The organism is Roseomonas sp. AR75, from assembly GCF_005222815.1.
Classification (GTDB): domain Bacteria; phylum Pseudomonadota; class Alphaproteobacteria; order Acetobacterales; family Acetobacteraceae; genus Falsiroseomonas.
The window spans coordinates 255338-281974 of sequence record NZ_STGB01000001.1; the positions used below are offsets into that span (position 1 = coordinate 255338).

Genomic DNA, 26637 nt, shown 5'->3' on the forward strand with positions numbered 1-26637 from the left:
TGGGTGTTGTCCCGTGCCGGGCGTGTCCTGTGGTGATATCCGAGCCTGCGGCGCCGGGCGAGGGTCCCGGCCTGGCCTGAACATTGCTGTTCCGACCATCACCGCCCGGCCGATAGGCAGGCTGCCATTCTGCGCGGCAGAGTCGCGTCGGCCGGCGCTCGTGACAGCATCTTTGCGCTGGTCTGTCGCTTGCTAGCCTGGAGCCGGACGAGGCTTGCCGATCTGGAGGGGGCAGGACGCAATGCTGCAGACCGCGACACCCATGCTGCGCCGTTTCTGGTATCCGGTGATCCCTCTGGCGCATCTCGCCGATGGCCCGAAGCCCTTCACGCTGCTGGGCCAGAACCTGGTCCTCTGGGTGGATGGCGAGGGCAAGCCGGTCGCCATGGATGATCGCTGTTGCCATCGCACCGCGAAGCTCTCCAAGGGCTTCTACAGCAACGGCTGGCTGGCCTGCGGTTATCACGGCTGGGAGTTCGGCCCGGACGGGCGCGTGATGCGCGTGCCGCAGCGGCCCGTGGACAAGCAGGGCGCAACCAACATGCGGGTGCCGTCGTATCGTGCTGCGGCGCGCTACGGCTACGTCTGGGTAGCGCTGGACAATCCGCTGTTCGACATTCCCGATTTCGAGGAGGAGGCCGAGGGCTTCCGTCGCATCGACGAGTTCTACGAGGTCTGGAACTGCGCCGGCCTGCGCGTGATGGAGAACAGCTTCGACAACGCGCACTTCGCCTTCGTCCATCGCGCGAGCTTCGGCGATCAGGGTCATCCCGAACCGGCGCGCTCGGACCTCGAGGAATTCGCGGACGGGTTCCTGTTCGTCACGGACGTCCCGGTTCGCAATCCGGAGATCCAGAAGCGGGTGCTGAACATGGAGAGCGACACCACGGTGCGCTACATGCGCGGTCGGTGGTACATGCCCTTCCTGCGCAAGCTGCGCATCCGCTACCCCAACGGGCTGAGCCATTCCATCATCACAGCCGCGACGCCGATCGACGACCGGTCCTGCCAGATCGTGCAGTTCGTCTACCGCAACGACACCGAGGCGGATGCGAAGGCCGAGGACATCATCGCCTTCGACCGCCTGGTGACGGAGGAAGACCGGGACATCCTGGAAAGCACCGACTGGGACGTGCCGCTCGACCAGGCCGGAGTGGAGATGAACATGCCGAGCGACCGCCCCGGCGTGATGATGCGCCGCATGCTGCTGAACCTGCTGCGCGAGCAGGAAACGGCGGGAAAGGCCGCCGCCGAGTAGGGGATCCTCGTCTCCCTCCCCCGCGATGTGGGGGAGGGAGACCGTGGGCCGGGCCTTACAATCCCGCCTGGCTGACGAACTTCGTGTTCAGATACGCCTCGATCGCCTCGGAGCCGCCCTCGGAGCCGTAGCCGGAATCCTTCACGCCGCCGAACGGCACTTCCGGGAGCGCCAAGCCGAGATGGTTGATCGTCATCATGCCCGTCTCGACCTTCGCCGCGACCGCATTCGCGGTCTTGGCGCTCCGCGTGAAGGCGTAGGCAGCAAGGCCGAAGGGCAGGCGGTTCGCCTCCTCCACAACCTCATCGAACTCCTTGAACGGCGCGATCATGGCCACGGGGCCGAAGGGCTCCTCGTTCATCATGCGCGCATCCTTGCCAACGCCGGTCATCACTGTGGGCTGATAGAAGTAGCCCTTGTTGCCGATCCGTTCGCCGCCCGTGTGCACCTCGGCGCCCTTCTGCCGGGCGTCGGCCACAAGGCCCTCGACCCAGGGGATGCGACGGTCATGTGCCAGCGGGCCCATCTGCGTTCCTTCCGCGACGCCGTCGCCGACCTTCAGTCCCTTGGCGAGGGCGACGAACTTCTCGACGAACGGTTCGTAGAGCTTCTCCTGCACCATGAACCGCGTGGGCGAGACGCAGACCTGGCCGGCATTGCGGAACTTCGCGCCGGCGAGGGTCTTCACGGCCAAGTCGAGGTCCGCGTCGTCGAAGACGATCGCCGGGGCATGGCCGCCCAGTTCCATCGTCACGCGCTTCATATGCGCGCCCGCGAGCGCCGCCAGATGCTTGCCGATGGGCGTCGAGCCGGTGAAGGTCACCTTTCGGATCACCGGATGCGGGATCAGATACTCGCTGATCTCGGACGGCACGCCATACACGAGGCCGACCACGCCGGCCGGAAGCCCGGCATCCACGAACGCCTTCACCAGCATGGCGGGCGAGGCCGGCGTCTCCTCCGGCGCCTTCACGATGATGGAGCAACCGGTCGCAACGGCCGCCGAAAGCTTCCGCACGACCTGGTTGATCGGGAAGTTCCAGGGCGTGAAGGCGGCGACCGGCCCGACCGGCTCCTTCACGACCAACTGATAGATGCCCTCGCCGCGCGCCGGAACGACCCGGCCGTAGGCACGACGGGCCTCCTCGGCGAACCAGTCGATGATGTCGGCCGCGGCCATCACCTCCATCTTCGCCTCGGGCAGCGGCTTGCCCTGCTCCAGCGTCATCAGCCTTGCAGTCTCGTCGGCGCGGGACCGCAGGATGTCGGCAGCCTTGCGCATCAACTTGGAGCGGTCGAAGGCCGAAACCTTCTTCCAGGCGGCGAAGCCCTTGGCGGCCGCGTCCAGCGCCTCGTCGAGGTCGTTCTTCGAGGCATGCGCGACCTGGCCGATCACCTCCTCGGTGGCGGGGTTGATGACGGGCAGGGTGCGGCCGGACCGGGCCGCGCGCCAGGTTCCGTCGATGAAGAGCTGCGTATCCGGGTACATTCGTGTCTCCTGACGGTTCGGGCGCGGACCCTCGCATGTCCGCGCCCGTCGGGGAACAAGCCGGCCTAGCTGTTCGGCCCCCGCTCCATGGCGAAGGGCTGCCACCGGCGCAGGCCGGATGCAGGCAGGACCGTTGGGTTCACACAGGACATGGGCCAGCGACCCGACAGGACCAAGGCCATCTCCTGCCCGGCCCGGCGCTTCCGCGCCTCGTCGAAGCGGGCGGAGGCCGAGGCGTTGTGCGGCGAAAGGATCACATGGGGCATCCCGATGAGCGGGCTGTCCTTGGGAAGTGGCTCCACCTCGAACACGTCGAGGCCCGCGCCGGCAATCTGGCCCGATTGCAGCGCCGCGACCAGGGCTGCCTCGTCCACGGTGGGCCCGCGGCCGGTGTTGATGAAGATGGCGGACTTCTTCATGCGGGCGAAATGCTTCGTCGTCAGCATCCGGCGTGTCTCCGCCGTGTCCGGTGCGTGCATGGAGACGAAGTCGGACTCGCTCAGCACCTGGTCGAGGCTGGCGGGCACCACGCCCAAGGCCGACATGGTAAGCTCATCCACGAACGGGTCATACGCCATCAGGCGCAGTCCGAAGGCCTTGGCGCGCATGGCGGTCAGCCGTGCGACGCGCCCGAAGGCGACGAAGCCGAGCGTGCTGCCCATCAAGCGGGGAACCTTCAGAAGCTGCGGCCGTCCCTCGCCCCAGCGGCCCTCGCGCACCATGCGGTCCTGCTCGATGCAGCGACGATGCGTGGCCAGCAGCAGCATCATCGCGTGGTCGGCGACTTCCTCGATGAAGGTGTCGGGGCAGTTCGTCACCGCGATGCCGCGCGCGGTGGCAGCGCCGACATCCACATAGTCTACACCGACGGTGGCGCAGGTGATGACCTTCGCCTTGGTCAGCGCGGCAATCATCCGCTCGTTGAACTTCATGCCCTTCGCGTAGACCGCGTCGGCGATCGGGGCGGCGGCGATGAAGGCGTCCTCGGTCGCCTCGCATTCCACGATCTCCGCGCCGAGACGTTCCAGGGCTTCCATCTCAAGGCCGTAGCCGCCGCCGGCGACGGTGAACGACGCCCCCGCTGGCGTCAGGATCCTCGGCTTGGCCATGTTTCCCCCTTCCTCTCGCTTGTCGCGCGCCGACGTTGCTCTAGGCTCGCGGCACCGACAAGGGGAGGGAGGGTGCATGGCACGCCTGCGCGGAAAGGTTGCCTGGGTGACCGGGGCGGGAAGCGGGATCGGCGAGGCAGCGGCCCTGATGCTGGCCGAGGAAGGCGCCGCGGTGGTCCTGACCGGGCGGCGGCAGGCGCCCCTGGATTCCGTGGCGGCACGCATCCGCGCTGCGGGCGGCTCTGCGGAGGTTCAACCGGCCGACCTGATGGATCCCAACGCGGTGAAGGCCATCGGTGCCTTCATCGCGGAGCGATTCGGCCGCCTCGACATCCTCGTGAACAATGCCGGGCTGAACATCACGCCGCGGCAATGGGCGGTGCTGAGCACCGAGGGCGTGGACGACCTCGTGCGCGGCAATCTCTCCAGCGCCATGTACTGCGTGACGGTGGCGCTGCCCTTCATGCGTGCCCAGAAGGACGGCGTGCTGATCCATACCGCGAGCATGGCGGGACGCACCGTCTCGAACCTCAGCGGACCCGGCTACACGGCGGCGAAACACGGGGTGGTGGCGATGAGCCACAGCATCAACATGGAGGAATGCGTCAACGGCATCCGCAGCTGCGTGGTTCTGCCCGGAGAGGTCGCGACGCCGATCCTCGACAAGCGCCCCAACCCCGTCAGCGCGGAGGACCGGGCGAAGATGGCGCAGAGTGAGGATGTCGGCGACCTGATCCGCTACATCGCCTGCCTGCCGCCGCGGGTGACGATCAACGAGGTGTGGATCACGCCGACACACAACCGCAGCTACGTGGCCGCGCTGCAACGGAAGCTCTGAGCCGGCGAGTTCGCGCCCGCCTGGCGTCAGGCGGGCGCGGCTCTACTCCTTCACCGCGCCGGTCAGCGACGACACGTAGTAGTCCACGAAGAAGGAATAGAAGATCGCGACGGGGAGCGAGCCAAGCAGGCTGCCGGCCATCAGCGCACCCCATTGGTAGACGTCACCGGTGACGAGTTCGGTCAGGATCGCGACCGGCACCGTCTTGTTCTCGCTGCTCTGGATGAAGGCGAGCGCATAGATGAACTCGTTCCAGGACAGGGTGAAGCTGAAGATGCCGGCCGAGATCAGCCCAGGGACGGCAAGCGGCAGCGTGATCTGCCGCAGGATCTGCAGGCGCGTCGCGCCGTCGATCAGCGCGCATTCTTCGAGCTCATACGGGATCGACTTGAAGTAGCCGATCAGCAGCCAGGTGCAGAATGGGATCAGGAACGTTGGATAGGTCAGGATCAGGGCGAAGGGCGTGTCGAAAAGGCCTAGCTGCACCACCATCGTGGCCAGCGGGATGAACAGGATGGACGGCGGCACGAGGTAGGCGAGATAGATCGCGAGCCCGACATACTGGCTGCCTTTGAAGCGCAGACGCTGGATCGCGTACGCTGCCAGCGTGGAGGCCAGCAGCGACAGGAAGGTCGCCGCGACCGCTACCATCATCGTCGTCCACAGCCAGTGCGGATACGAGGTGCGGAACAGGAGGTGGTAGATGTGCTCGATCGTCGGCGAACTGATCCAGAGCGGGTTGTGCTCGGCGAAGTTGTAGAGCTCGGCGTTCGGCTTGAAGGCCGTCACCGTCATCCAATAGAAGGGGAAAAGCAGGATGATGAGAAAGCAGGCAAGCGGCACGTAGAGCATCACGACGCGGCGCGTCTTGCTGTCCCACGCCATCTGCTCCGGCGCGGCGGAGGCAGTGTTGGTGGTGCCGGGGCTGGCGGTGACGTCGGACATCAGTCGTTACCCTCGCCCTGCTGCCACTTGCGACGTGCAAGGGCGAAGTAGCTGAACAACGTGGCGAAGACCAGGAACGGGATCATGGCCACGGCGATCGCCGCGCCTTCGCCGAGCTGCCCGCCGGGAATGCCGCGCTGGAAGGCGAGGGTCGCCATCAGATGCGTGGAATTCACCGGGCCGCCGCGCGTGATCGAATAGACCAGCTGGAAATCCGTGAAGGTGAAGATGATCGAGAAGGTCATGACGATCGCCAGGATCGGCATGAGCATCGGGAAGGTGATGTAGCGAAAGCGCTGCCAGGGGCTGGCGCCGTCCAGCAGCGCCGCCTCGTAGAGCGATGGCGAGATGGTCTGCAACCCGGCCAGCAGCGAGATCGCAACGAAGGGAATGCCGCGCCAGATGTTGGCGGCAATCAGCGACCAGCGCGCCGGCCAGGCGGTGTTGATGAAGTCCACCGGCGTCTCGCGCAGGCCCATCTCGATCAGTGCCCAGGATATGATCGAGAACTGTGGATCGTAGATCCACCAGAAGGCGATGGCGGAGAGCACGGTCGGCACGATCCAGGGCAGCAGGATGATGGCGCGCAGCAGGGACTTCATGGGCAGGTGCTGGTTCAGCAGGAGTGCCAGCCACAGCCCGAGCGCGAATTTGCCGATGGTCGCGACAGCCGTGTAGAATACGCTGTAGAACACAGCACCCCAGAAGATCGGGTCCTCGAAGAGGAACTCGAAGTTCTCGATGCCGACCCAGACGCCGCGGCGCCCGATCGTCTGGTCCGTGAAGGCCAGATATACGCCGAGACCGAGCGGATAAGTCAGGAAGGTCATCAGCAGCCCGACCGCGGGCAGCAGGCAGATGACGATCAGCACCGCCTTATTGTCAAAGAACCGGGTGAGCGCGCCGGGTTCCTGGCGTGCCTTGGTCCAGACCGGTGCGGCGGTGGCTGATGACATGGGGAGTCCCCGGAAGGCGGCGGCGCCCCGCTTCGAAGCGGAGCGCCGCCGGTTCAGTTCAGCGGCGGCGGAAGTAGCGCGCGGCGCGCCGCTCCGCCTCGGCAGCGGCCGCCTGCGGCGTGGCCTGGCCAGACGCGACGGAGGCGCACATCTGGACCATGACGTAATCCGCCGTTGCGGCCACCGAACCCTCCGTGATCGGGCCCTTGTAGCCGTTCCAGAACGGATTGTTCATGGTGTCACGGAACACGCTGATCTTCGGGTCGCTGGTCCATACCGCGCTGGCTGCATAGGCATTCAGCGGCTGTGACCAATAGCCGATATTGGCGCGCAGCCACGGGTCGTATTGCTCCACCTCCAGCAGGTATTGCAGCAGCGCCTTCGCCGCGTTCGGGAAGCGGCTGTGGCGGAACACCATGGCGTTCAGCGTCAGGCCCGCATTCGGCACCGCATTGAGCGTGCCCTTCGGCATCGGTGTCATCTGCGTGTCTTCGGCGATCGGTGCGGTCGCCGCATCGTTCTTCAGCGAGAAGTAGAGTGAGACGCCGTTCTGCGTCAGGAAGCACTCCTGCGCGGAGTAGGCGCGATTGTTGCTGATATCGCCCCAGGCCAGCGTGCCGGGCACGAATGTGGGATACAGTTCACGCAGATAGTTCAGCGCGTTGATGGTCTGCGGGCTGTTGATCGAGACGTTGCCCTGCTCGTCCGTCAGGGAGCCGCCGAAGGACCAGACCAGCCAGTTGGCGAAGGCGTTGCCGTCGCCGACCGCGTTGCCCAGCGCGAAGCCCGCTGGCTTGTTGATGCGCTTCAGCGCCTGGCAGAGCCGCAGGAAGCCCGCATGGTCATCCGGCACCTTGTCGAAACCGGCCTCGCGCAGTGCCGAGGTGCGCCAGATCGCGGGGCCGCCGGACGCGCCGAAGGGCAGCGATATCCACCGATTCTGCCGCTTGCCGTAGGCCTGCGCCAGCGGCCGCCAACCGCCGTATTTCGTGCCGATGTAGTCCGCGACATCGGTCATGTCGTGGATCTTGTCCGCGAACAGGTGCGGGCCGGCGTCGAAGCCGACGATGATGTCGGGGCCGGCGCCGGTGTTCGCCGTAACCGCCGTCTGCTGCGTGATGTCTTCCCAGCCGACGAAGTCCACCCGCACCTCGATCCCGTGCTGCTGGGCGAAGCGGGCACAGTTGGCGCGCCACACATCCTCGTCAGGCTGGACAAAGCGCACCGGGCGCAGCATGCGCAGCGAGGCGCCGCGCTCGATGGGCAGGTTCGGCGGTGTCGCCGGCTGCGTCTGGATCTGCGCGGCAGCCTGCCCCGCGACGAGGGCAGAACCGCCCAGCGCCATCGCCGTTCGGCGGGTGATCAGATGGGCCATGTCTCGGTGTTCCTCCTTGCTCTTCCTCAAAGTCGGCGTCCGTCCTGGCCGAACAGGTGAACCAGGCTCAACTCCGGCTTGACCCGGATGGTCTCGCCCGGGCGGCCCGTGATGCGCTCGCGGAAGGCGCCCACCAGCGGCGTCTCCCCGATCCGCATTGCCACCTGGGTCTCGGAGCCTGTCGGCTCCACGACGACCAGCCGCGCCTCGATCCCATCCTCAGCCAGCAGAAGGTGCTCGGGCCGGATGCCATAGATCGTCGCACGATCCGACGCGCCCGGGGGCAGCGGCAGCAGCGCGCCGCCCTCGGCGCGAAAGCCGCCATCGGCCACCTGCCCGGGCAGCAGGTTCATCGCGGGGCTGCCGATGAAGCCGGCGACGAAGGTGTTCGCCGGTCGATCGTAGAGCGCCAAGGGCGCGCCCGCCTGCTCTATGCGGCCCGCGTTCATCACCACGATCTGATCGGCCATCGTCATGGCTTCGATCTGGTCATGCGTGACATAGATGGTCGTGGTCGCGAGGCGCTGCTGCAATTCGCGGATTTCGGACCGCATCTGCACGCGCAGCTTCGCATCCAGGTTGGAGAGCGGCTCGTCGAACAGGAAGACCTGGGGATGGCGCACGATCGCGCGGCCCATCGCAACGCGTTGCCGCTGCCCGCCCGACAATTGCCGCGGAAAGCGGTCCAGCAGCGCCTCAAGACCGAGGATCTTCGCCGCCCGCTGGACCTCCTGCTCCATCACGTCCGCCGGCGCCTTCGCCAACTTCATGGAAAAGGCCATGTTCTGACGTACGGTCATGTGCGGATACAGAGCGTAGTTCTGGAACACCATCGCGATGTCCCGGTCCTTTGGCGGGACCTTGTTGACGACGCGCCCCCCGATGGCAATTTCGCCGCCGGAAATATTCTCCAGTCCCGCAATCATGCGGAGCAGGGTCGACTTGCCGCAGCCGGAGGGGCCGACAAGGACCACGAACTCACCATCGGCGATTTCGACATCCACCCCGTGCAGGATGGGCGTGCTTCCGAAGTTCTTTCGCGCGTCCCGCACCGAGACTGTCGCCATACGTTGCCTCCCCGGCGGCCGTAATCGGGGCGCCTTGTGCCGAGGCTAACCACCGATTCACGTGCCGCGCAACCTGACCCGGCGCGATCGGGTGGCCTGCATGTCGAGCTGGCAGGCGCGCAGCGAGTGCGTCCCTTGCTTTCAGGAGCGCAAGAGGGCGTGCTGCACGCCAAGCTCGGCTTGCCGCGCTGCTCGCCGTGCTCGATGCAGCGTCGATATGCCCGCGGCCGTGTCTCCGAAAGCTGGAATTCCACCTCTAGAGGGGCAGGCGGAGCGCCTCGATCAGGCCCGCATTAGCGCCTCAACGGCGGTGATGACCTTTGTCGCGTCCGGCTTCAACGCATCCTCGAGAGGTGGCGAGAAGGGCACCGGCACGCGGGGCTGACCCACCCGCGCCACCCCACGCAGCGCCCCCGGCCCAAGCCTCTCGGTCACGCGGGCCACGATCTCGGCGCCAAAGCCGCCAGTGGTCACCGCTTCATGCACCACCAGCAGTCTGCGCGTGCTTGCGGCAGAGGCGGCCACCGTGGCTTCGTCCCAGGGCCAGAGGGTGCGCAGGTCCAGCGCATCGGCAGCGATGCCGCGGGCGGCGAGCGTCGCCACCGCATCCTCCACGACCGGCACGCCTGCAGACCAGGTGACGATCGTCACGTCGTCGCCTTCATGCATGCGGCGCGCTTCGCCGAAGGGGATCGGTGCGATGGTGTCGGCGATCTCGCCCTTGCGCGGGAACAGGTTCTTCGGATCGAAGAACAGGACAGGGTCGTCGCTGCGGATCGCATGGACAAGCAGGCCCGCGGCGTCGCCCGGCGTTGCTGGAACGGCCACCACGACGCCAGGGATGTGAGTGAACCAGCTCTCCAGCATCTGGGAGTGCTGCGCTGCCGAGTTCCGCCAGATCCCGTGCGGCATGCGCACCACCACAGCGGGCTTGGCCTGGCCGCCGAACATGTATCGGATCTTGGCGATCTGGTTCACGAGCTCGTCCATCGCGCACATGACGAAGTCGAAGATGCGCATCTCGATGATCGGGCGCGTGCCAACCAGCGCGGCGCCAAGCCCCGCCCCCATGATGGTGCTTTCCGAGATCGGGGTGGAAACGACCCGTTGGGCCCCGAACTCGTCCAGAAAGCCGCCATACTGGCCGAACAGGCCGCCACGCGCGACGTCCTCGCCTAGCACCCAGACGCGCGGGTCGCGCCGCATCTCCTGCAGCGCGGCGAGGCGAACGGCCTCGATAAGCGTCACCTCGGCCATGGTCAGGCTACCCCCTGCAACGCGCCGTCGTCCTGCACATCGTCCCAGGCCGTTGCCAGGTCCGGCCAGGGCGCCGCAAGCGCCGCGGCGCGCGCTGCCGACATCTCCGCGCGCGCATCGCCCTCGATCGTGTCGAGCGCCTTCATGCTGGCGCCTTCCGCCAGCAGCCGTGCGCGCAGCCGCAGGATCGGCTCCTGCATCCGCGCTGTCTCCACCTCCCCGGCTTCGCGCCAATGTGCGGGGTCCGTGCTGGTGTGGCCTGTCAGCCGGTAGGTCGAGGCGTGCAGCAGCCGCGGGCCGCTGCCGCCGCGCACCTCGGCGATCAACCGCGCGGCCGTCTCGTCCACCAGCACCGCATCGTTGCCATCCACCGAAGCCGCGGGGACGCCCAGCGCTTCCGCGCGGCCGAGGACGCCAGCGCCGGCGGTGACGCTTTCGGCGCGCGTGAAGGCGGCGACGCCGTTATCCTCGCAGACGAACAGCACGGGCAGTTCGTAGAGCGCCGCCCAATTCAGGCCTTCCAGGAAGGGACCGCGGTTGATCGCGCCGTCGCCGAAGAAGCAGCACACGATGGCCGAGGAGCCCAGCAAGCGCAGGCCCTGCGCCGCGCCGACCGCGATCGGGATCCCGCCGGCCACCACGCCGTTCGCCCCCAGCATACCCACGGAGAAATCGGCGATGTGCATGGAGCCGCCCTTGCCGCCGCAATGTCCGCCAGCGCGGCCGAACAGTTCCTCCATCATGCCCTGCAGCCCGGCGCCCTTCGCCAGGGCGTGGCCGTGGCCGCGATGGTTCGAGGTGATGCGGTCGTCGGCGCGCAGATTAATGCAGACGCCCGCCGCAACGCCCTCCTGGCCAATGGAGACGTGCAGCGGCCCCGGGATTTCCCCGGCCCGGTGCGCAGCGAGCGCGGTCTCCTCGAAGGCGCGGATGCGGCACATCGTGGCGTAGAGCGCGAGCAGCCTTGCTCGGTTGTCACCACCGGAACCCATAGGCAACGCTTCCCCCCAATGCCTCCCGCCAGGACGGGGGCTTGCGGAGCATGCGACAGCGGGCGAAGGAATCAAGACCTGGGGGAGGAGGCGGCATGCCGGAGCAGTCACAGCTCGTGCTGGACAGCGTGACGCACCTCCCGGCGTCGGCGCTGGGCCGGGCCGCGCTCTGCGCAAGCCATGGCGGGGTCTATGCGGCCTGGTATGCCGCCAGATGCGGCATTTCCGCCGTCATCCTGCACGATGCCGGCATAGGGCGGGACCGTGCCGGGCTGGGCGGCCTGGCGTGGTTGGCCGAGCGCGGGATGCCAGGCGCCTGCGTCGGCCACCACACGGCCCGCATCGGGGACGGCGCGGACATGCTGGCGCGGGGACGGCTTTCGGCCGTCAACGATCCGGCGATGCGACTGGGGCTTGAGCCGGGCATGGCCGCTGCCGAGGCGCTCTCCGTCCTCATGGATGCGGATTTGCCGCGAGCGCCGACAGTCGAGGCGATGGACGAGGCGCGGCGCGAGATCGCGGGCGCCGGCCGCGGTGCCGTTCGGGTCTTCGCACTCGATTCGAATGGCTTGGTCGGCCCAGGCGATGCCGGCCACGTCGTCATCACCGGCTCGCATGGCGGCCTGCTGGGCGGAAGGCCGGAGACAGCGGTGAAGGCGGCGGTTCGCGTTGCGCTCTACAACGATGCCGGAATCGGCGCTGGCGAAGCCGGAATCTCGCGCCTGCCCGTACTGCAGGACCGTGGCATTGCAGGCGCATGCGTCTCCTGCTTCTCGGCGCGCATCGGCGACGGGATGAGCACCTGGCAGGATGGATTCATCTCCGCCCTCAACCCGCTTGCCGCATCGCGCGGCGGGCAGATTGGCCAACCCACGCGCGACTTCGTCGCTGCCATGCTGGAGCACGTGTAAATGACTTCGAATGCTACGCGGCGAATGACCGGCGGCCACGCTTTGGCTGAGATGCTGAAGCTGCACGAAGCCGGCCCCATGTTCGGCATGGGCGGCTTTCAGCTTCTGCCCTTCTACGAGGCATGCCGCGCTCTTGGTGTGCAGCATATGCTTATCAATGACGAGCGCTGCGGCGCCTTCGCCGCAGATGCCTATGCGCGCGTGACCAACAAGCCGGGCCTGGTGGATGGCACACTTGGACCGGGCGCGACCAACCTGGCCACGGGCCTGGCCGAGGCGTTCAACGCAGGCATGCCGATGGTGGCTATCGTCGGCGACGCAAATCGACAGCATGCCTGGAAGAACATGACCCAGGAGGCGCGGCAGTTCGACGTGCTGCGGCCATTGGTGAAGGAAGCCATCCGAGTCGAGGTGATCTCGCGCATTCCCGAACATCTTCGGCGTGCATTCGCGGTGGCGACCTCAGGCCGGCCGGGACCGGTGCTGGTCGCGGTGCCGGAAGACGTGGCGCATGGAGAGCATGATTTCGATGCCTCCGATCTCTGGGTGGACCCCGGCACGCTGCGGGCGCAGGCGCGGCGGATGCGGCCTGATGCGCAGGATCTTGGCCATGCGGTTGCGCTTCTGGCGAAGGCGGAGCGCCCGATGGTGCTGGCCGGCGGTGGTGTCCATATCAGCGATGCGCAGGAGGCGCTGACCCGCTTCGCCGAGGCGCAGGGCATACCCGTGGCGCATACCATGTCCGGCAAAGGCGCGATCGCCTGCACCCACGCGCTCTCGGCCGGTGTCTTCGGCCGGTATTCGCGAATCGCCAACGACCTGATCGCACAGTCCGACTGCCTGCTGGTCTTGGGCTGCAAGCTGGGAGAGATCGCGACCAAGCGCTTCACGTTGATGCCTGCTGGCGTGCCGCTGATCCATATCGACATACTTCCGGAGGAGATCGGGCGAACGACACGAACGGATATCGCTCTGGCCGGTGATGCGCGTGCGACGCTAGAAGACCTGGCGGCTGCGCTGGAGGACGGTGGCAAGCGCGCCGCGTCCCGGGCGGGCTGGTGCGCGGAGGTGCCGCGTCGCATGGCGGAATGGCGCGCTAGCGCGAAGGAGCGGCTCGAGAGCATCGAGTCGCCCATCAACGTCGGCCGTCTCCTCGGCGAGCTCAACAAGGTGATGCCGGAGGATGCCGTGCTCGTTGCCGATGGCGGCTTTGCGGCGCATTGGGGGGCATTGTTCTATGATACCAAGCGGCCAGGGCGCGGCTTCGTGGCCGATCGCGGCTTCGCTTCCATCGGCTACGGCGTTCCCGGCGGCATCGGCGCGCAGCTTGGCGTCGGGAAGGGCCGCCGGGTGGTCTCGCTCACCGGCGATGGAGGCTTCAACATGTCCATGGGCGAGCTGGAGACCGCCCGCCGCTCTGGCGCCGCCTTCGTCTGCTGCATCTTCAACAACGCGGCCAGCGGCTACGTGAAGGCGCTGCAGCATGCGGTATTCGGACCGGGCAACTACCAGTCCTCCGACCTGATCGAGATGGACTACGCCGCCGTAACCCGCGCCATGGGCTGCCACGGGATCCGCGTCACAGATCCCGAGAAGCTGGCCGGTGCGCTGCGCGAAGGGCTGGAGAACACCGACACACCCACCGTGCTCGACATCGTTGTCACGCGCGATCCCGCCCGCATGCTGCCGGCAGCCGACAACCGCACGCTCTCGGTGCAGAAGGGCGACAGGCCCGTGTGATGCCGGGGCACGCAACCGCTGCCAATCTCGGCCGCCTACTGACGCAGACGGCGCGCCGGCTGCCGCAGGCACCAGCCCTTGTCTGGCGAGAACGGAGTTGGAGCTACGCGGAGCTGGATTCGCGGGTGGACCGCTTGGCAGCGGCATTGCGCGGCCTCGGCGTTGCGAAAGGTGATCGCGTCCTGGTCCATGCCAGGAACTCCAACCGCATGTTCGAGACGATGTGGGCCTGCTGGAAGGCGGGCGCGGTTTGGGTGCCGACCAACTTCCGCCTCACCCCCGCGGAGGTAGCCTATCTCGGCAGTTCATCCCGAGCGGTGGCAATGCTGCGTGACGAGGGTTTTCGCGGGCACGCGGAAGCGGTGCGCGCGGCATCGCCGCATTTGCGGCACGTGGTCGCGCTCGGCGATGACCGCGAAGAAGACGAACTCGCCTATGAGACGCTGCTGGTGGCCAACGCCCCGACGCTGCCGGATCGCGAGGAGCCGGTCGGCTACGACGAACCGGCCTGGTTCTTCTACACTTCCGGCACGACCGGGCGCCCCAAGGCTGCCGTGCTGACGCATGGTCAGCTTGCCTTCGTCGTGACGAATCACCTGGCGGATCTGATGCCCGGCACGTCGGAGCGCGATGCGTCACTCGTCGTCGCACCCCTTTCGCACGGTGCAGGCATCCACCAGCTTTCCCAGGTCGCGCGTGGCGCGGTGACCATCCTCACCTCCGCCGAGAAGCTGGACCCAGGGGAGGTTTGGGCGCTGATCGAACGGCACAGAGTGACGAACATGTTCACGGTGCCGACCATCCTGACGACGCTGGTGCGGCACCCTGCCGTGGACACCCACGAGCATTCCTCGCTGCGCCACGTCATCTACGCTGGTGCGCCGATGTACGAGGCCGACCAGGCGGAGGCCCTGGCGAAGCTTGGGCCATGCCTCGTGCAGTATTTCGGCCTTGGCGAGGTCACCGGGAACATCACCGTCCTCCGCCCCGACATGCACACGCCGGAGAACGCCGGCTCCTGCGGCGTGCCGCGCACCGGGATGGAGGTTGCGATCCTTGCTGAGGACGGCACCCGCCTGCGCCCAGGGGAGGTCGGCGAGATCTGCGTGCGCGGTCCCGCAGTCTTCGCTGGCTACTTCGAGAATGAGGAGGCCAATCGCAAGGCGTTCGCGGGTGGCTGGTTCCATACCGGCGACCTGGGCAGAATGGATGCGCGCGGCTTCCTTTGGATCACCGGGCGCGCCTCCGACATGTACATCTCCGGCGGCACGAACGTCTATCCGCGCGAGGCAGAGGAGGCGATCCTGACGCATCCCGCCGTTGCCGAGGTCGCCGTGGTGGGCATGCCGCACCCGAAATGGGGTGAAGCCGGCATCGCCTGCGTCGTTCCGCGGCACGGCGCTGTGCTGGACGAAGCGTCCGTGCTCGCCCACCTGCGCGATCGGATTGCCCGCTACAAGCAGCCGCTGCGTGTCGTGATCTGGGATGCGTTGCCGAAATCGGGCTACGGCAAGGTGCCGAAGAACCTGGTCAAGGCACGTCTGGCCGAGGACGGCGTCGCGTTCTAGGGTCGCGTCCGTTCGTCCCCCGTCCTTTGATCATTCGCGGGACGGGATCATGCGCCGGAGCACGCCCATGACCACTACGCTTTTCGAGAACGCCAGCATTCTCGACGGTACCGCCGACCATGCTGTGCCCGGCCATGTGCTGGTCGAGGATGGCCTGATCAAGGAGGTGTCCGACAAGCCCATCGTGGCGGCATCGGCGCGCAGGATGGACCTGGCGGGGCGTACCCTGATGCCTGGCCTCATCGACGCCCATGTGCACGTCATCGCTTCCGAGGTGAACCTGGCGCGCCACGCGCTGCTGCCGGATGCGCTGGTCGCCTTTCGCGCGGCGAGGATCATGCACGGCATGCTCATGCGCGGCTTCACGACGGTGCGCGACCTCGGCGGCGCCACGCAGGGGCTTCGCGCCGCACGCGACGAAGGCCATTTCGAAGCGCCGCGCATGGTGCTCTGCGGCAAGGCGATCTCGGCCACCGGCGGGCATAGCGACGGGCGGGGCCGCTGGGACAACCGCGACAGTTATTGGTTGGAACAACGCCTCGGCGCGCTGGGCCGTTTGGCAGACGGCGTTGACGCGGTGCGTCGCGCCTGTCGCGAGGAGATCAAGGGCGGCGCCGACTACATCAAGATCATGGCGAATGGCGGCGTTGCTTCGCCCACCGACCCGATCGCCTTCCTTGGCTACAGCAAGGACGAGATCCGCGCCGCCGTCGAGGAAGCGCTCATGGCGCAGACCTACGTCGCGGCGCATCTCTACACCGACGAAGCCATCGGGCGCGCCGTGGAATGCGGCGTGCGCAGCCTGGAACATTGCAACCTCATCGAGGAAGCCACTGCGCGAAAGGCCGCCGAGGCCGGCGCCATCGCCTGTCCGACTCTCGTGACCTACCAGGCGTTGAAGGACGAGGGCGCTTCGCTCGGCCTGCCGCCCGAGAGCGTGGCGAAGATCGACACGGTCCGGCTGGCGGGCCTCGAAAGCCTGGAGAAGATGAGGCGAGCCGGCCTGACCATGGCCTTCGGTACCGACCTCCTCGGGGAGATGCACCGCCACCAGTCGGAGGAGTTCGTGATCCGCGGCCGCGTTCTTCCGGCCATCGAGGTGATCCGCAGCACGACGATGCACGCAGCGAAGCTGCTGCGCATGGAAGGCAGCATTGGCGTTGTCGCGCCCGGCGCCTTCGGCGACCTGATCGTGGTGGAAGGCGATCCGCTGAAGGATCTTTCCCTCCTCACCGGCCAGGGTCGGCATATCAGCGCGATTATGCTTGCGGGGCGCTTCGTCAAGGAGGCAGGTTAGCGCGAAGGGGAGGAGGCAGGGCAGGGTGCTCGCGGGAATACATCGCTGGGACGATGCGTCGTCGCTGCCTGACAAGGCTGCTCTCAATCTTGCGGACGAGCGCACTGCGGATTGGCTCACGCAGATGCGGGATGCGGGAAAGCCCTATCACGGATGGCTCGCGGTCTGGCGTCATTTCGCTGCATGGGACGGCACCTTCCTCGATGTCGGCGCCAATCTCGGCCAGAGCATCGTCAGCTTTGCGATGTTCAATTCCCGCATGCGGATCTGGAGCTTCGAGCCGAATCCACTCTGCGCGGAAGCGCTCGTTCACGCGGCGAGCCTTGTTCCCAACGAGGTCACGGTCTTCCTCTGCGGTCTTGCCGAGTGCGATGCGGCGATGACGCTGCATGTGCCGGTCGTGCGGGGGGCTGGCGGGGTAGGTCCCAGCAGCAATGCCTCGCTCCGCCGCAGCGAGCTCGACAAGCGCCATGTGGTGGACCGGCTGCTCGCCGGGCGCAGCACGCGCGACGATCTGAGCTTCGTCGAGATTCCTGCCGTCATACGCCGCCCGGAGAGCCTGCCGGAGCCGGACGCGCTGCGCCTTGCAAAGATCGATGTGGAAGGCTTCGAGCGCCGCGTGCTCGAGGGGCTCACCCCGCTGCTGCGGCGCCATCGCCCGGTGATGACCGTGGAACGGAACAACTGGCCGGAAATTGCCGAGTGGATGGACCGGGAGGGGTATGCGGCCTTCGACTACGATCCCGGGTCGGCAACGCTGCGCGAGGTGCCGCACGGCAAGGCGGGAGGAGATTCAGTGGACCCCATGCTGCTTCCGCGCGACTGCATGGATCGCATTCTCACCGAGGCCGATGGCCTGCGCCTGGCAATCTGAGCTTTCTGCGCCTGGCACGCTTGCGACGACAAGGACCTTGGGCTGGTGATCGATCCGGAGGACCGGCTGCTGCACGCGCCACTGCCGCTTCGCCCGAAGCTGACCTGGCCGGGCGGCGCAAGGCTGGCGGTCTGGGTCTGTCCGAACATCGAGCACTACGAGTTTCGTCCCGCCGCGATCCGGCAGCGCGATCCCTGGCCGCGCACGCAGCATCCCGATATCCTGTCCTACTCGCTTAAGGATTACGGCAATCGGGCGGGCGTTTGGCGCGTGATGGACGTGCTGGATGCCCACGGTATCCGCGGCAGCGTATCCTTCAGCATGGCTGTGGGCGAGATGTTCCCTGAGGTGCTGGACGCCATGTTGGCGCGCGACTGGGATGTTTTCAGCCACGGCCTCTACAACACGCGCTATCACTGGGGCCTTGATGAGGCGCAGGAGCGGGCAGAGATCGCCGCAAGCGTCGACGCGTGGCGCCGGATGACCGGCCGGCAGTTGCGCGGCTGGTTCTCGCCTGCCGGATCCAACACGCTTCGCACGCCCGATCTCGTGGCGGAAGCCGGCATCTCTTACATCTGCGACTTCTACCACGACGACCAGCCGACGCCGGTGCGGGTGCGCAGCGGCCGACTGGTGTCGTTGCCGTATCAGATGGATATCAATGATGCGGTGATGATTGCCGCGGGTGCCGCGGAGGGTGAGGAGTTCGCCCGTGCAGCCTGCGACATGTTCGACACGCTCCATGCGGAAGGGGAGGCTCAGCCGCGAGCGATGTGCCTCGCCCTGCATCCCTATCTGATCGGACGCCCGCATCGCATCCGGTATCTCGATGCCGTCCTGGGCTATCTCCGGCGACAGCATGATGTGTGGTTCGCGACCGGTGCCGAGATGGCAGACTGGTATCTCGCGCAGCACCACGACGCGGCCGTGGCGGCGGCCCTGCGGTGACGTTCCCGCGCGGTCCCGATCACCAGCTCCACCCGTATGCGTGGCCGGGCGCGCGGCCGTGCTTTCTCTGGCCTGGCGGGAAGCGCGTCGCCGCCTATGTGCTGCTCCATGTCGAGCATACCGAGATCGTGCCATCGCCGGATGCTCATAGGGACCCGCGATTCCGCGGCGCCTTCTTCACCGGCTTCCCGGACTGGCACGGCTGGTCCTATCGCGACTACGGCAATCGCATCGGCGCTTGGCGCATCCTGGATCTCCTGGATGCGCTGCAACTGCCTGCGAGCGTCGCGGTCAACCTGCTGGCTGCGGTTCGCCATCCGGAACTCGTCGCAGCCTGCGCGGATCGTGGCTTCGAGCCCGTGGCGCACGGGCTGTCCGCGAGCCGGATGGTCACCGCGCGCATGAGCGAGGAGGAGGAGCGCACGCACATCGTCGAGGTTCGCGATGGCCTTGCCGGCATCTGGCCTGGTGCGATGGGTTGGCTTGGCCAGGATCACGGCGCGACCGAGCGGACCAACGATGTGCTGGCGGAAGCCGGCTTCGCGTATTCGCTCGACTGGGCAAACGACGACGAGCCGTACCTGCATGCATCGGGACTCGTCGCGATGCCACCGCCGGCGGATTGGGACGACGTCCAGACGCTCTGGCTGCGCCGCGTACCGGTCACCCGATGGCCTGCGCTTGTCAAGGATGCGCTGGATCGCCTGCTCGGCGAGCCGCGCGGCGGACGCGTACTCGGCATCGGCGTGCATCCGTGGATGCTCGGCGCGCCGCACAGAATCCGTTACCTGCGCGAGAGCCTGCAGGATCTGGCCGCACGCGCGGACTTGCATATCGCTACGGTGGGCGCATTGGCGGCGCATGCCCGCGCCGCCCTTCACTCCGCATAGCGCTTCTCCATGCTGTAATACGCGTTGAAACCAACGGCGTCATAGAGTTCATCGAAGGCAAGCAAGCGATCGGACCCGGGATGGGTGCCGCCCGCGATGAGTGCCAAGGCGTCCCTCTGGGCCCGGATCGTCGCGTTCAGCAGCGTGACGCCGAGCAGCAGGATGCGGTAGCCGATTGCCTGTGCTTGCTGCGCGGTGAGGAACGGCCGGCCGGGTGCCTCGACCTGGGCCAGCATGGTGGGGACGCCGCGCACAACACGATGCAGCGCCTCCATCTCCGTCGTACTGGCCGGCGACTCGAAATAGACGATATCAGCGCCAAGGTCGGCGAAGGCCTCTGCGCGCCACAGGGCCTCCGCAAGGCTCACCGCGGCGCGGCTGTCTGTCCGCCCGATCACCAGCAGGTCGCTGCCGGCCTTGCGGATCGCGTCGCGAGCGTCCAGCGCTGCGCGCAGGCGGGTCACCGCTTCGGTGCGCGAAGCCACCTGCAGCCCCTGGGCGTAGCCGCACCGCTTCGGAAAGACTTGATCCTCGATCATGACGCAGGCGACGCCGACCTGATGATAGCCCATCACGGTCCTGCGTACGTTGATTGGGCTGCCGAAGCCCGTATCCGCATCACCGATCACCGGCAAGGCGGTTGCGGCGCAGACATCGCGCGCGGCGTTCAGCATCTCGGCGTAGGAGAGCAGCCCAGCATCCGGCAGGCCCAGCCGTGCCGCGCTGACAGCATAGCCGGACAGGAAGACGGCCGGCAGGCCGGCCTGTGCGATCAGGCGTGCCCCGAGCGCATCGTGGCAGCCGGGGATCAAGGCGATGTCGGGCTGAGCGAGTACCGCGCGCAGCCGCGCAGCAGGGCCGCGCAGGGGACCCGCGGGCTCGTTCTCCAGGATCATGGCTATGTCCTCCACGGGCACGCTGCCATTGTGGTGGGCCGGCGACCACCCGCCACGCTTTTTCCTCGCCCTTCGCCACGCCTGCGGTATCGTTTCCCGACGGGTCCCTGGCCCGACCGGGGATGCCGCCCAAGCACGAAGGCCGCCGCCGAGCCGGCCACGGAGGAAGGCGCACGATGTCCGATACCCCGACGCATGGTCCCCGCTGCGCAGCGCTGATCGGTCCTTATGGCAGCGGCAAGTCGGCCCTGTTCGACGCGTTGCTTGCAGCGGCTGGGCACCCGGTCCGCCGCAGCGGCAACGGCCGCGCGCATGTCCCGGGCACCGAGATGCGGATCGCCCAGACCAACTACCTCGGAGATCCCTGGACGCTCCTGGACTGTCCTGGTTCGATCGAGCTGGGATACGTTCCGTCCTGTGCGCTGGCGATCGCCGATATCGCGGTGATCGTCGTCGAGCCAGATCCCGCTCGCGCCGCGATGGCGGGGCCTAGCCTGCGCCTGGTCGAAGAAGCCGGCATTCCGGCGCTCGTCTTCATCAACAAGCTCGATGCCCTGTCAGGTGCCGTCAGGGACAGCGTGGCCGCGCTGCAGGAGCACGCCCGCCGTCGGCTGTTGCTTCGTCAGGTGCCCTGGCGGGAGGGCGATCAGATCGTCGGCTATGTGGACCTGATCAGCGAGCGTGCCTGGCGCTGGCGGGAGGGTGCGGCGTCGGAACTCGCGCCCTTTCCCGAAGCGATGCGGGGCCGGGAGGCCGAAGCGCGCGCTGCGCTCTCCGAAGCACTCGCCGACGCGGACGACGCGCTGCTGGAAGCGATCGTGGAGGACAGGACGCCCGACGCTGCCTCGCTCTATCGCCCCCTGCATGCCGAGGAGGCTGCCGGACATGCCGACGCGGTCCTGCTCGGCGCCGCCGAGCACGCAGCTGGCGTGCGGCGACTCTGGAAGGCGCTTCGGCACGATACGCCAGAGGTAGCCGAGACGGCCGCGCGGATCGGGATCGAGCCGGGCGGGGAGCCAATGGCACAAGTGTTTCGCACCGTGCAGGCGGGGCATGCCGGCCGTCTGTCCCATGTCCGCTTATGGCGTGGGGCCGTGAAGGACGGCGGCATGTTGGGAGGCCAGAGGATCGGCGGTATCTGGCGCTTTCCTGGCGGGGAAGCTGCCAAGGCGGCGGAAGGCGTCGCCGGCGATGTTGTCGCGTTGGGCCGCCTTGAAGCCGCCGCGACGGGCGACACCCTGGGGGCGGACAGGCTTCCCTTCCCAGCGCCTCCGGTGCCGACCTATGCCCTCGCGATCGAGCCTGAAGACCGGAAGGACGAGGTCAAGCTGGCAGCCGCCCTGGCCAGGCTCCAGGAGGAGGACCCCGCCCTGACGGTTGAACAGGTCGCGGAGACTGGCGAGACGGTCCTGCACGGTCAGGGCGAGCAACACCTGCGAGCGGCGCTCGACAAGCTGTCGGCCAGTATCAGGCTGGACACGCATCGTCCGCGCGTCCCGTTCCGGGAGACGATCCGGCGTCAGGTGCGCCAGCATGCGCGCCTCAAGCGGCAGACCGGCGGCCATGGCCAATTCGCGGACGTCACACTGGAAGTGGCACCGCGGCCGCGCGGGGCGGGCTTCAGCTTTGTGGACAAGATCGTGGGCGGCGCGATCCCGCGAAAATTCATTCCGGCCTGCGGAGAGGCGGCCGAGGAGACCGCCCGCAAGGGGCCCTTGGGCAATCCCGTCGTCGATATCGAGGTCACCCTGGTGGATGGCGGGTTCCACAGCGTCGACAGTTCCGACATGGCCTTTGCGACGGCGACGCGCATGGCCATGCAGGAAGCCTTGGCAAAAGCCGATCCGATCGTCCTCGAACCTGTCGAGCACGTGGCCGTGCTGGTACCTTCCGGATTCACGCCGGCGGCGCAGCGCCTTCTGACCGGGCGGCGAGGTCAGATACTCGGCTATGCGGAAGCTGCGGACCGTCCGGGTTGGGACGAGGTCGAGGCGATGGTCCCTGCAGCTGAACTGCACGACCTCATTCTCGAGTTGCGAGGACAAACGCTCGGCCTTGGTACGTTCCGTCACCGCTTCGACCACTTGGCTGAGAGCCGCAGCCGGCAGGGTTGATGCGCCATCGAGGTGCAAGGTAAACGTCACAAAAGCGTCTCGACCTAGTGTGTAGGTCGCTGCTTGGCTGAGGCGGAGGATGGCCGGTGCGTTTCGAACTCGTTGAGCTTGGACCGACGGTCAACAAGGTCGTACTCGTCGGCCGGCTTGATTCCGTGACGGTCGGCAGTGTCGAGACTCCGCTGACGGCTGCCGTCGCGGCCAGCGGCCGCAGCGCGGTGCTGGACATGACGGGGCTGGAGTTTCTCTCCTCGCTGGGCATCCGCCTGCTGCTTTCAGCGGCCCGCGTGGTGACGCGGCGGGGCGGGCAGGTGGTGCTGTTCGGCGTGCAGCCGATGGTGCGGGAGGTTCTGACCGCCATGGCCCTTGATGAGGTCCTCCCCGTCGTCGGCACCGAGTCGGAGGCTCTCGCCCGCGTCGGCGCCTGACGCAGCGTGTTCGTGATCGAACTGCCGCTCGACCCGGAAGGCCTGGGCGCAGCGCAGGCAAAGGTTGCCGAGTATCTTGCGCAGCAAGGCGCATCCGACAGGTTGCGCTACAAGGTGCGCCTGGTGCTGGACGAGATGGCGGCCAATCTGAAGCTTCACGGCGTCTTCGCGGCAGGGCCGCAGCCGGCGCGCGCGGCGCTGCGAATCGAGGATAGCAGCGTGCATCTTCGACTGGAGGATACGGCAGCCCCCTTCGACCCGCGTTCGACTGCCGCGACGGTGCTGCCGCCCTCGCTGGACGACGACAAGGTCGGTGGCCTTGGCTTGCCATTGGTGCGGCGCATGGCGGAGATCCGTGCCTATTCAAGGCTTGAGACGGGCTGGAACCGCACCGACTTCGTCCTCAATGACGCCTGATCGCGGACCGCCCAGTTGGACCGTATGCGATCGAAGCATGCGCGCGCGGCGCGTCTGCTTGCGCCCGCGCTGCGTCCGATGTGGATGACAGCCGAGGTTGTCGAGGCACACGTCATCGAAGCTTCATCAATCTGCAATCGGCGGGTCGTGCAGGAAGCCTAGAAGGCCCTCGGCTCAAGGGGGCCGTGAACCGGCTGCCCCGACCACAGATCGGAGAATTATCCAGTGAACAGGCGGACCCTTCTGCTCGGCACCGGCTCGGTGCTGATGCTGCCCGCGCTCATGTCCAATCGCGCGCTGGCGCAACAGGCCACCATTACCGGCGCCGGCGCTACCTTCCCGCGGCCCGTCTACGAGCGGTGGAGTCAGGCCGCGCGCGAGGCGATCGGTGTGACGCTGAACTACCAGTCGATCGGCTCGGGTGGCGGCATCAATCAGATCACCAACCGCACAGTGGATTTCGGGGCGTCCGACGCGCCGCTGACCACCGAGCAACTCGCCGAGCGGAAGCTTCTGCAGTTTCCTTCCCTGATGGGCTCCGTTGTGCTTTCGGCAAATTTGCCCGGCGTGGCTGACAACGCGCTGAAGCTGACGCCGGAGATCGTGGTGGACATCTTCCTCGGCAAGCTGCGCCGCTGGAACGACCCGAAGATCACCGAGCTGAACCGGGACATACGCATTCCCAATCTGCCGATCGGACCGACCTATCGCGCTGACGGGTCCGGCACCACGTGGGTCTTCACGACCTATCTCGCTCGCGTCTCGAGCGAGTGGAAGGATGGGCCGGGTGCGGGCACGAGCGTACGCTGGCCGGCCGGCAACGGTGCGCGGGGCAACGAAGGCGTTTCAAACATCGTCCGCAACACGCCGGGCGCGATCGGATACATCGAGAACGCGTACGCCGTGGTGAACCGCATGCCGACCACGCAACTGCGCAACAAGGCAGGGAACTTCGTGCAGCCGACCCCGGAGAGCTTCAACGCCACGGCCGCGGCGGCCGACTGGACTGCGCAGAATTTCGCGGCAGACACGATCGACCTCGCCGGTGAGAAAGCCTGGCCGATGACGGCAGCGACCTTCATCCTGCTGCCGACCAACCCGCCCGCCGACAAGGTTGAGGCGAGCCGCAACACGATGCGCTTCTTCGACTGGGCGTATCGGGAGGGCGGAGACATCGCCAAGCGCCTCGAATACATCCCGCTCCCCGCTTCGGCGCACGACCTCGTCCGCGCAGCGTGGCGGGCGAACATCAAGGCACCCGACGGAAGCACTGTCTGGAGCGCCTAATACCACCCTGACGCCAAGCCGGGCCCAGCGGGTCTTGGCTTGGCGGCGGTGGCATGAATGCCCGAAGGAGAAAACGGCGCGTGAGCGACTTCGTGAGCAGGATAGGCACCGCACCATATGTCGGGCCGAGGCGGACTGCCGGGTCTGTCGGTGACGCGATCTTCGAATGGCTCTGCAGAGGAGCCGGCTTAATTGTCCTGCTGACCCTCGGCGGTATCATCCTGACACTATTCATCGCGGGTCTCCCTGCCTTCCAGCACTTCGGCCTGGGCTTCATTTTCTCGACGAACTGGGACCCTGTGGAAGGTCGCGAAGAGTTCGGTGCGTTCATTTCGATCTTCGGCACCGTCGTCAGTTCCATCCTAGCAATCCTTTTCGCAGTGCCGGTCGCCTTCGGGATTGCCTATTTCCTTACGGAGCTGGCGCCGATGTGGCTGCGGCGTCCGGTGGGGACCGCGGTCGAATTGCTAGCGGCGATACCCTCAATCATCTACGGGATGTGGGGGCTCTTCGTCCTGGTTCCGTTCGTTCAGATGAACATCCAGCTGACGTTTGGCGAGACACTTGGTGCAATTCCATTCATCGGCTTCATCTTCGAAAGCAATTCTTTCGCGGGAACCTCCCTGTTCTCCGCTGCCTTGGTTCTTGCCATCATGATACTACCTTTCATCGCAGCAACCATGCGCGATGTTTTTGAGCAGGTGCCGCCGGTCTACAAGGAAAGCGCATACGGGCTTGGCGCGACCCGGTGGGAGGTGGTTAGCGGCGTTGTCATTCCCTACACGCGAAAGTCGGTCGTAGGCGGCATCATGCTCGGTCTCGGGCGCGCACTCGGCGAGACGATGGCAGTGACCTTCGTGATCGGCAACGCGAACCGAATGCCGCAAAGCATCTTCGATCCCTCCACAACGATCGCGTCCGTCATCGCAATGGAGTTTCCTGAGAGCCTGGCGGGAAGCCTTCAGCAGTCGGCCTTGTTTGCCATCGGGTTCCTGCTCTTCTTCATCTCCTTCGTCGTCCTTGCGACCAGTCGCTGGCTCCTGCGATCCAGGCTGAAGGGCTGAGATCATGAGTGCCACCGATGCTGCTCGCCTGTCGTTCCGCGACCCCGTCGCTGCCCGCGCCTTGGGCCGCCGGCGTTCGGCGATGGATCGCTTCATCACCATCTTCTGCCTAGCGGCGACAGCCGTCGGGCTCTTCTTCCTCGCTTCGATACTCACCACGCTGTTCTGGCGTGGATTCGCGGCGTTGGACTGGACGGTACTCACGACGGAGTTCCGGCCGACAACCTATGGTGATGACACGCTCCCGAAGGGGGGACTGCTCCATGCGATCGTTGGCAGTCTTATCCAGGTCTCGCTCGCTACGCTGGTCGGTACTCCCATCGGACTGCTGGTCGGTACCTACCTGGCAGAGTATGCGCGCGACTCGGCTCTTGGTAACGCTGTCCGCTTCGTGTCGGATATTCTTCTTTCGGCGCCCTCGATCCTGATAGGCCTCTTCATCTACCAGCTTGTCGTCCTGCCGATTGGCGGCTTCTCCGGTCTCGCAGGGGTGCTCGCTTTGGCAATCATTGTCATACCTGTGGTTGTACGAACGACCGAGGACATGCTCCAGCTAATTCCGGCGACGTTGCGTGAAGCCGTGATTGGGCTTGGCGCTCCGAAGTGGAAAATGATCCTCCTGGTCTGCTACAAGGCGGCAATCTCCGGGATCGTCACTGGTGTTCTTCTTGCAGTGGCGCGCATTGCCGGCGAGACGGCTCCGCTCCTGCTCACCTCGTTCGGCAACAACGTCGTGTCGTTCGATTTGATGCGGGCGATGGCGAGTCTGCCGATCTCGATCTATCAGCAGGCGAACTCCGGCTTCCCTGATCTGATAGCCATTGCCTGGGCTGGCGCCCTACTCGTGACGCTTGGCGTCCTCGCCATCAACATTATCGCGCGCGTCCTGTTGCGGAAGAAGTCGTGAGCCCCAAGAG

General features: G+C 66.7%; 24 protein-coding genes. 15 read left to right on the forward strand and 9 right to left on the reverse strand.

What is annotated here, in order from left to right; genetic code table 11:
* Positions 1 to 241 precede the first annotated feature (241 nt).
* Complete coding sequence (locus tag E4T13_RS01100; protein WP_137176396.1) at positions 242 to 1258, forward strand: aromatic ring-hydroxylating dioxygenase subunit alpha; 1017 nt, start codon at positions 242 to 244, stop codon at positions 1256 to 1258.
* A gap of 55 nt (positions 1259 to 1313) precedes the next feature.
* Here the strand turns inward: E4T13_RS01100 and E4T13_RS01105 are convergent, their stop codons facing one another.
* Together E4T13_RS01105 and E4T13_RS01110 are read right to left on the reverse strand one after the other, a co-directional pair.
* Complete coding sequence (locus E4T13_RS01105; RefSeq protein ID WP_137176397.1) at positions 1314 to 2747, reverse strand: NAD-dependent succinate-semialdehyde dehydrogenase; 1434 nt, start codon at positions 2745 to 2747, stop codon at positions 1314 to 1316.
* 65 nt (positions 2748 to 2812) lie between these two features.
* Positions 2813 to 3856, reverse strand: a complete 1044-nt coding sequence (locus E4T13_RS01110; RefSeq protein ID WP_137176398.1) for a C-terminal binding protein — start codon at positions 3854 to 3856, stop codon at positions 2813 to 2815.
* Between the two features lie 76 nt (positions 3857 to 3932).
* Here E4T13_RS01110 and E4T13_RS01115 point away from each other — a divergent pair, with 76 nt between their 5' ends.
* Positions 3933 to 4694 (forward strand): SDR family oxidoreductase, encoded by a 762-nt coding sequence (locus E4T13_RS01115; protein ID WP_137176399.1) that lies wholly within the window; start codon positions 3933 to 3935, stop codon positions 4692 to 4694.
* A 42-nt stretch (positions 4695 to 4736) separates the two neighbouring features.
* Here the strand turns inward: E4T13_RS01115 and E4T13_RS01120 are convergent, their stop codons facing one another.
* From E4T13_RS01120 to E4T13_RS01145, 6 genes are all read right to left on the reverse strand, one after another.
* Positions 4737 to 5639 (reverse strand): carbohydrate ABC transporter permease, encoded by a 903-nt coding sequence (locus tag E4T13_RS01120; RefSeq protein ID WP_137176400.1) that lies wholly within the window; start codon positions 5637 to 5639, stop codon positions 4737 to 4739.
* Positions 5639 to 6595: a carbohydrate ABC transporter permease gene (locus E4T13_RS01125; RefSeq protein WP_137176401.1), complete on the reverse strand. Its 957-nt coding sequence runs from the start codon at positions 6593 to 6595 to the stop codon at positions 5639 to 5641. Before E4T13_RS01125 ends, E4T13_RS01120 begins: the two co-directional genes overlap by 1 nt.
* Positions 6596 to 6653: 58 nt before the next feature.
* Complete coding sequence (locus tag E4T13_RS01130) at positions 6654 to 7970, reverse strand: ABC transporter substrate-binding protein (protein WP_137176402.1); 1317 nt, start codon at positions 7968 to 7970, stop codon at positions 6654 to 6656.
* A 26-nt stretch (positions 7971 to 7996) separates the two neighbouring features.
* Positions 7997 to 9037 carry an ABC transporter ATP-binding protein gene (locus tag E4T13_RS01135; RefSeq protein WP_137176403.1) on the reverse strand — a complete coding sequence of 347 codons (1041 nt, stop codon included), beginning with the start codon at positions 9035 to 9037 and terminating at the stop codon, positions 7997 to 7999.
* A 282-nt stretch (positions 9038 to 9319) separates the two neighbouring features.
* Positions 9320 to 10294, reverse strand: a complete 975-nt coding sequence (locus E4T13_RS01140) for an alpha-ketoacid dehydrogenase subunit beta (protein ID WP_170984729.1) — start codon at positions 10292 to 10294, stop codon at positions 9320 to 9322.
* A gap of 2 nt (positions 10295 to 10296) precedes the next feature.
* On the reverse strand, positions 10297 to 11286 hold the full coding sequence (locus E4T13_RS01145; protein WP_137176404.1) for a thiamine pyrophosphate-dependent dehydrogenase E1 component subunit alpha: 990 nt from the start codon (positions 11284 to 11286) through the stop codon (positions 10297 to 10299).
* A 95-nt stretch (positions 11287 to 11381) separates the two neighbouring features.
* Between E4T13_RS01145 and E4T13_RS01150 the strand changes: the two genes are divergently transcribed.
* The 7 genes from E4T13_RS01150 to E4T13_RS01180 all read left to right on the forward strand — a co-directional run bounded on the left by E4T13_RS01150 (position 11382) and on the right by E4T13_RS01180 (position 19514).
* Positions 11382 to 12197: a hypothetical protein gene (locus tag E4T13_RS01150; protein ID WP_137176405.1), complete on the forward strand. Its 816-nt coding sequence runs from the start codon at positions 11382 to 11384 to the stop codon at positions 12195 to 12197.
* 24 nt (positions 12198 to 12221) lie between these two features.
* Positions 12222 to 13937: a thiamine pyrophosphate-binding protein gene (locus E4T13_RS01155; protein ID WP_240790939.1), complete on the forward strand. Its 1716-nt coding sequence runs from the start codon at positions 12222 to 12224 to the stop codon at positions 13935 to 13937.
* Positions 13937 to 15505, forward strand: coding sequence for an acyl-CoA synthetase (locus E4T13_RS01160; protein ID WP_137176407.1), 1569 nt, complete (start codon positions 13937 to 13939; stop codon positions 15503 to 15505). The genes E4T13_RS01155 and E4T13_RS01160 overlap by 1 nt, the downstream gene beginning before the upstream one ends.
* Positions 15506 to 15572: 67 nt before the next feature.
* Positions 15573 to 16802 carry an amidohydrolase family protein gene (locus E4T13_RS01165; protein ID WP_137176408.1) on the forward strand — a complete coding sequence of 410 codons (1230 nt, stop codon included), beginning with the start codon at positions 15573 to 15575 and terminating at the stop codon, positions 16800 to 16802.
* On the forward strand, positions 16771 to 17676 hold the full coding sequence (locus tag E4T13_RS01170; protein WP_137176409.1) for an FkbM family methyltransferase: 906 nt from the start codon (positions 16771 to 16773) through the stop codon (positions 17674 to 17676). The genes E4T13_RS01165 and E4T13_RS01170 overlap by 32 nt, the downstream gene beginning before the upstream one ends.
* A 45-nt stretch (positions 17677 to 17721) precedes the next feature.
* Positions 17722 to 18624, forward strand: a complete 903-nt coding sequence (locus tag E4T13_RS01175) for a polysaccharide deacetylase family protein (RefSeq protein ID WP_137176410.1) — start codon at positions 17722 to 17724, stop codon at positions 18622 to 18624.
* Positions 18621 to 19514 carry a polysaccharide deacetylase family protein gene (locus tag E4T13_RS01180; protein ID WP_170984730.1) on the forward strand — a complete coding sequence of 298 codons (894 nt, stop codon included), beginning with the start codon at positions 18621 to 18623 and terminating at the stop codon, positions 19512 to 19514. The genes E4T13_RS01175 and E4T13_RS01180 overlap by 4 nt, the downstream gene beginning before the upstream one ends.
* On the opposite strand, the gene E4T13_RS01185 is transcribed toward E4T13_RS01180, so the two are convergent.
* Positions 19502 to 20410 carry an oxaloacetate decarboxylase gene (locus E4T13_RS01185; protein ID WP_137176412.1) on the reverse strand — a complete coding sequence of 303 codons (909 nt, stop codon included), beginning with the start codon at positions 20408 to 20410 and terminating at the stop codon, positions 19502 to 19504. The genes E4T13_RS01180 and E4T13_RS01185 overlap by 13 nt on opposite strands.
* A 176-nt stretch (positions 20411 to 20586) precedes the next feature.
* On the opposite strand from E4T13_RS01185, the gene E4T13_RS01190 reads away from it, so the two are divergent.
* The 6 genes from E4T13_RS01190 to pstA all read left to right on the forward strand — a co-directional run bounded on the left by E4T13_RS01190 (position 20587) and on the right by pstA (position 26627).
* On the forward strand, positions 20587 to 22524 hold the full coding sequence (locus tag E4T13_RS01190; protein ID WP_137176413.1) for an elongation factor G: 1938 nt from the start codon (positions 20587 to 20589) through the stop codon (positions 22522 to 22524).
* Between the two features lie 86 nt (positions 22525 to 22610).
* Positions 22611 to 22952, forward strand: coding sequence for an STAS domain-containing protein (locus tag E4T13_RS01195; RefSeq protein ID WP_137176414.1), 342 nt, complete (start codon positions 22611 to 22613; stop codon positions 22950 to 22952).
* A gap of 12 nt (positions 22953 to 22964) precedes the next feature.
* Complete coding sequence (locus E4T13_RS01200) at positions 22965 to 23369, forward strand: ATP-binding protein (RefSeq protein ID WP_170984731.1); 405 nt, start codon at positions 22965 to 22967, stop codon at positions 23367 to 23369.
* A 225-nt stretch (positions 23370 to 23594) separates the two neighbouring features.
* Positions 23595 to 24656: a phosphate ABC transporter substrate-binding protein PstS gene (pstS, locus tag E4T13_RS01205; RefSeq protein WP_240790940.1), complete on the forward strand. Its 1062-nt coding sequence runs from the start codon at positions 23595 to 23597 to the stop codon at positions 24654 to 24656.
* Between the two features lie 80 nt (positions 24657 to 24736).
* On the forward strand, positions 24737 to 25720 hold the full coding sequence (pstC, locus tag E4T13_RS01210) for a phosphate ABC transporter permease subunit PstC (protein ID WP_240790941.1): 984 nt from the start codon (positions 24737 to 24739) through the stop codon (positions 25718 to 25720).
* Between the two features lie 4 nt (positions 25721 to 25724).
* On the forward strand, positions 25725 to 26627 hold the full coding sequence (gene pstA, locus E4T13_RS01215) for a phosphate ABC transporter permease PstA (protein ID WP_137176417.1): 903 nt from the start codon (positions 25725 to 25727) through the stop codon (positions 26625 to 26627).
* The last annotated feature ends 10 nt before the right edge of the window (positions 26628 to 26637 follow it).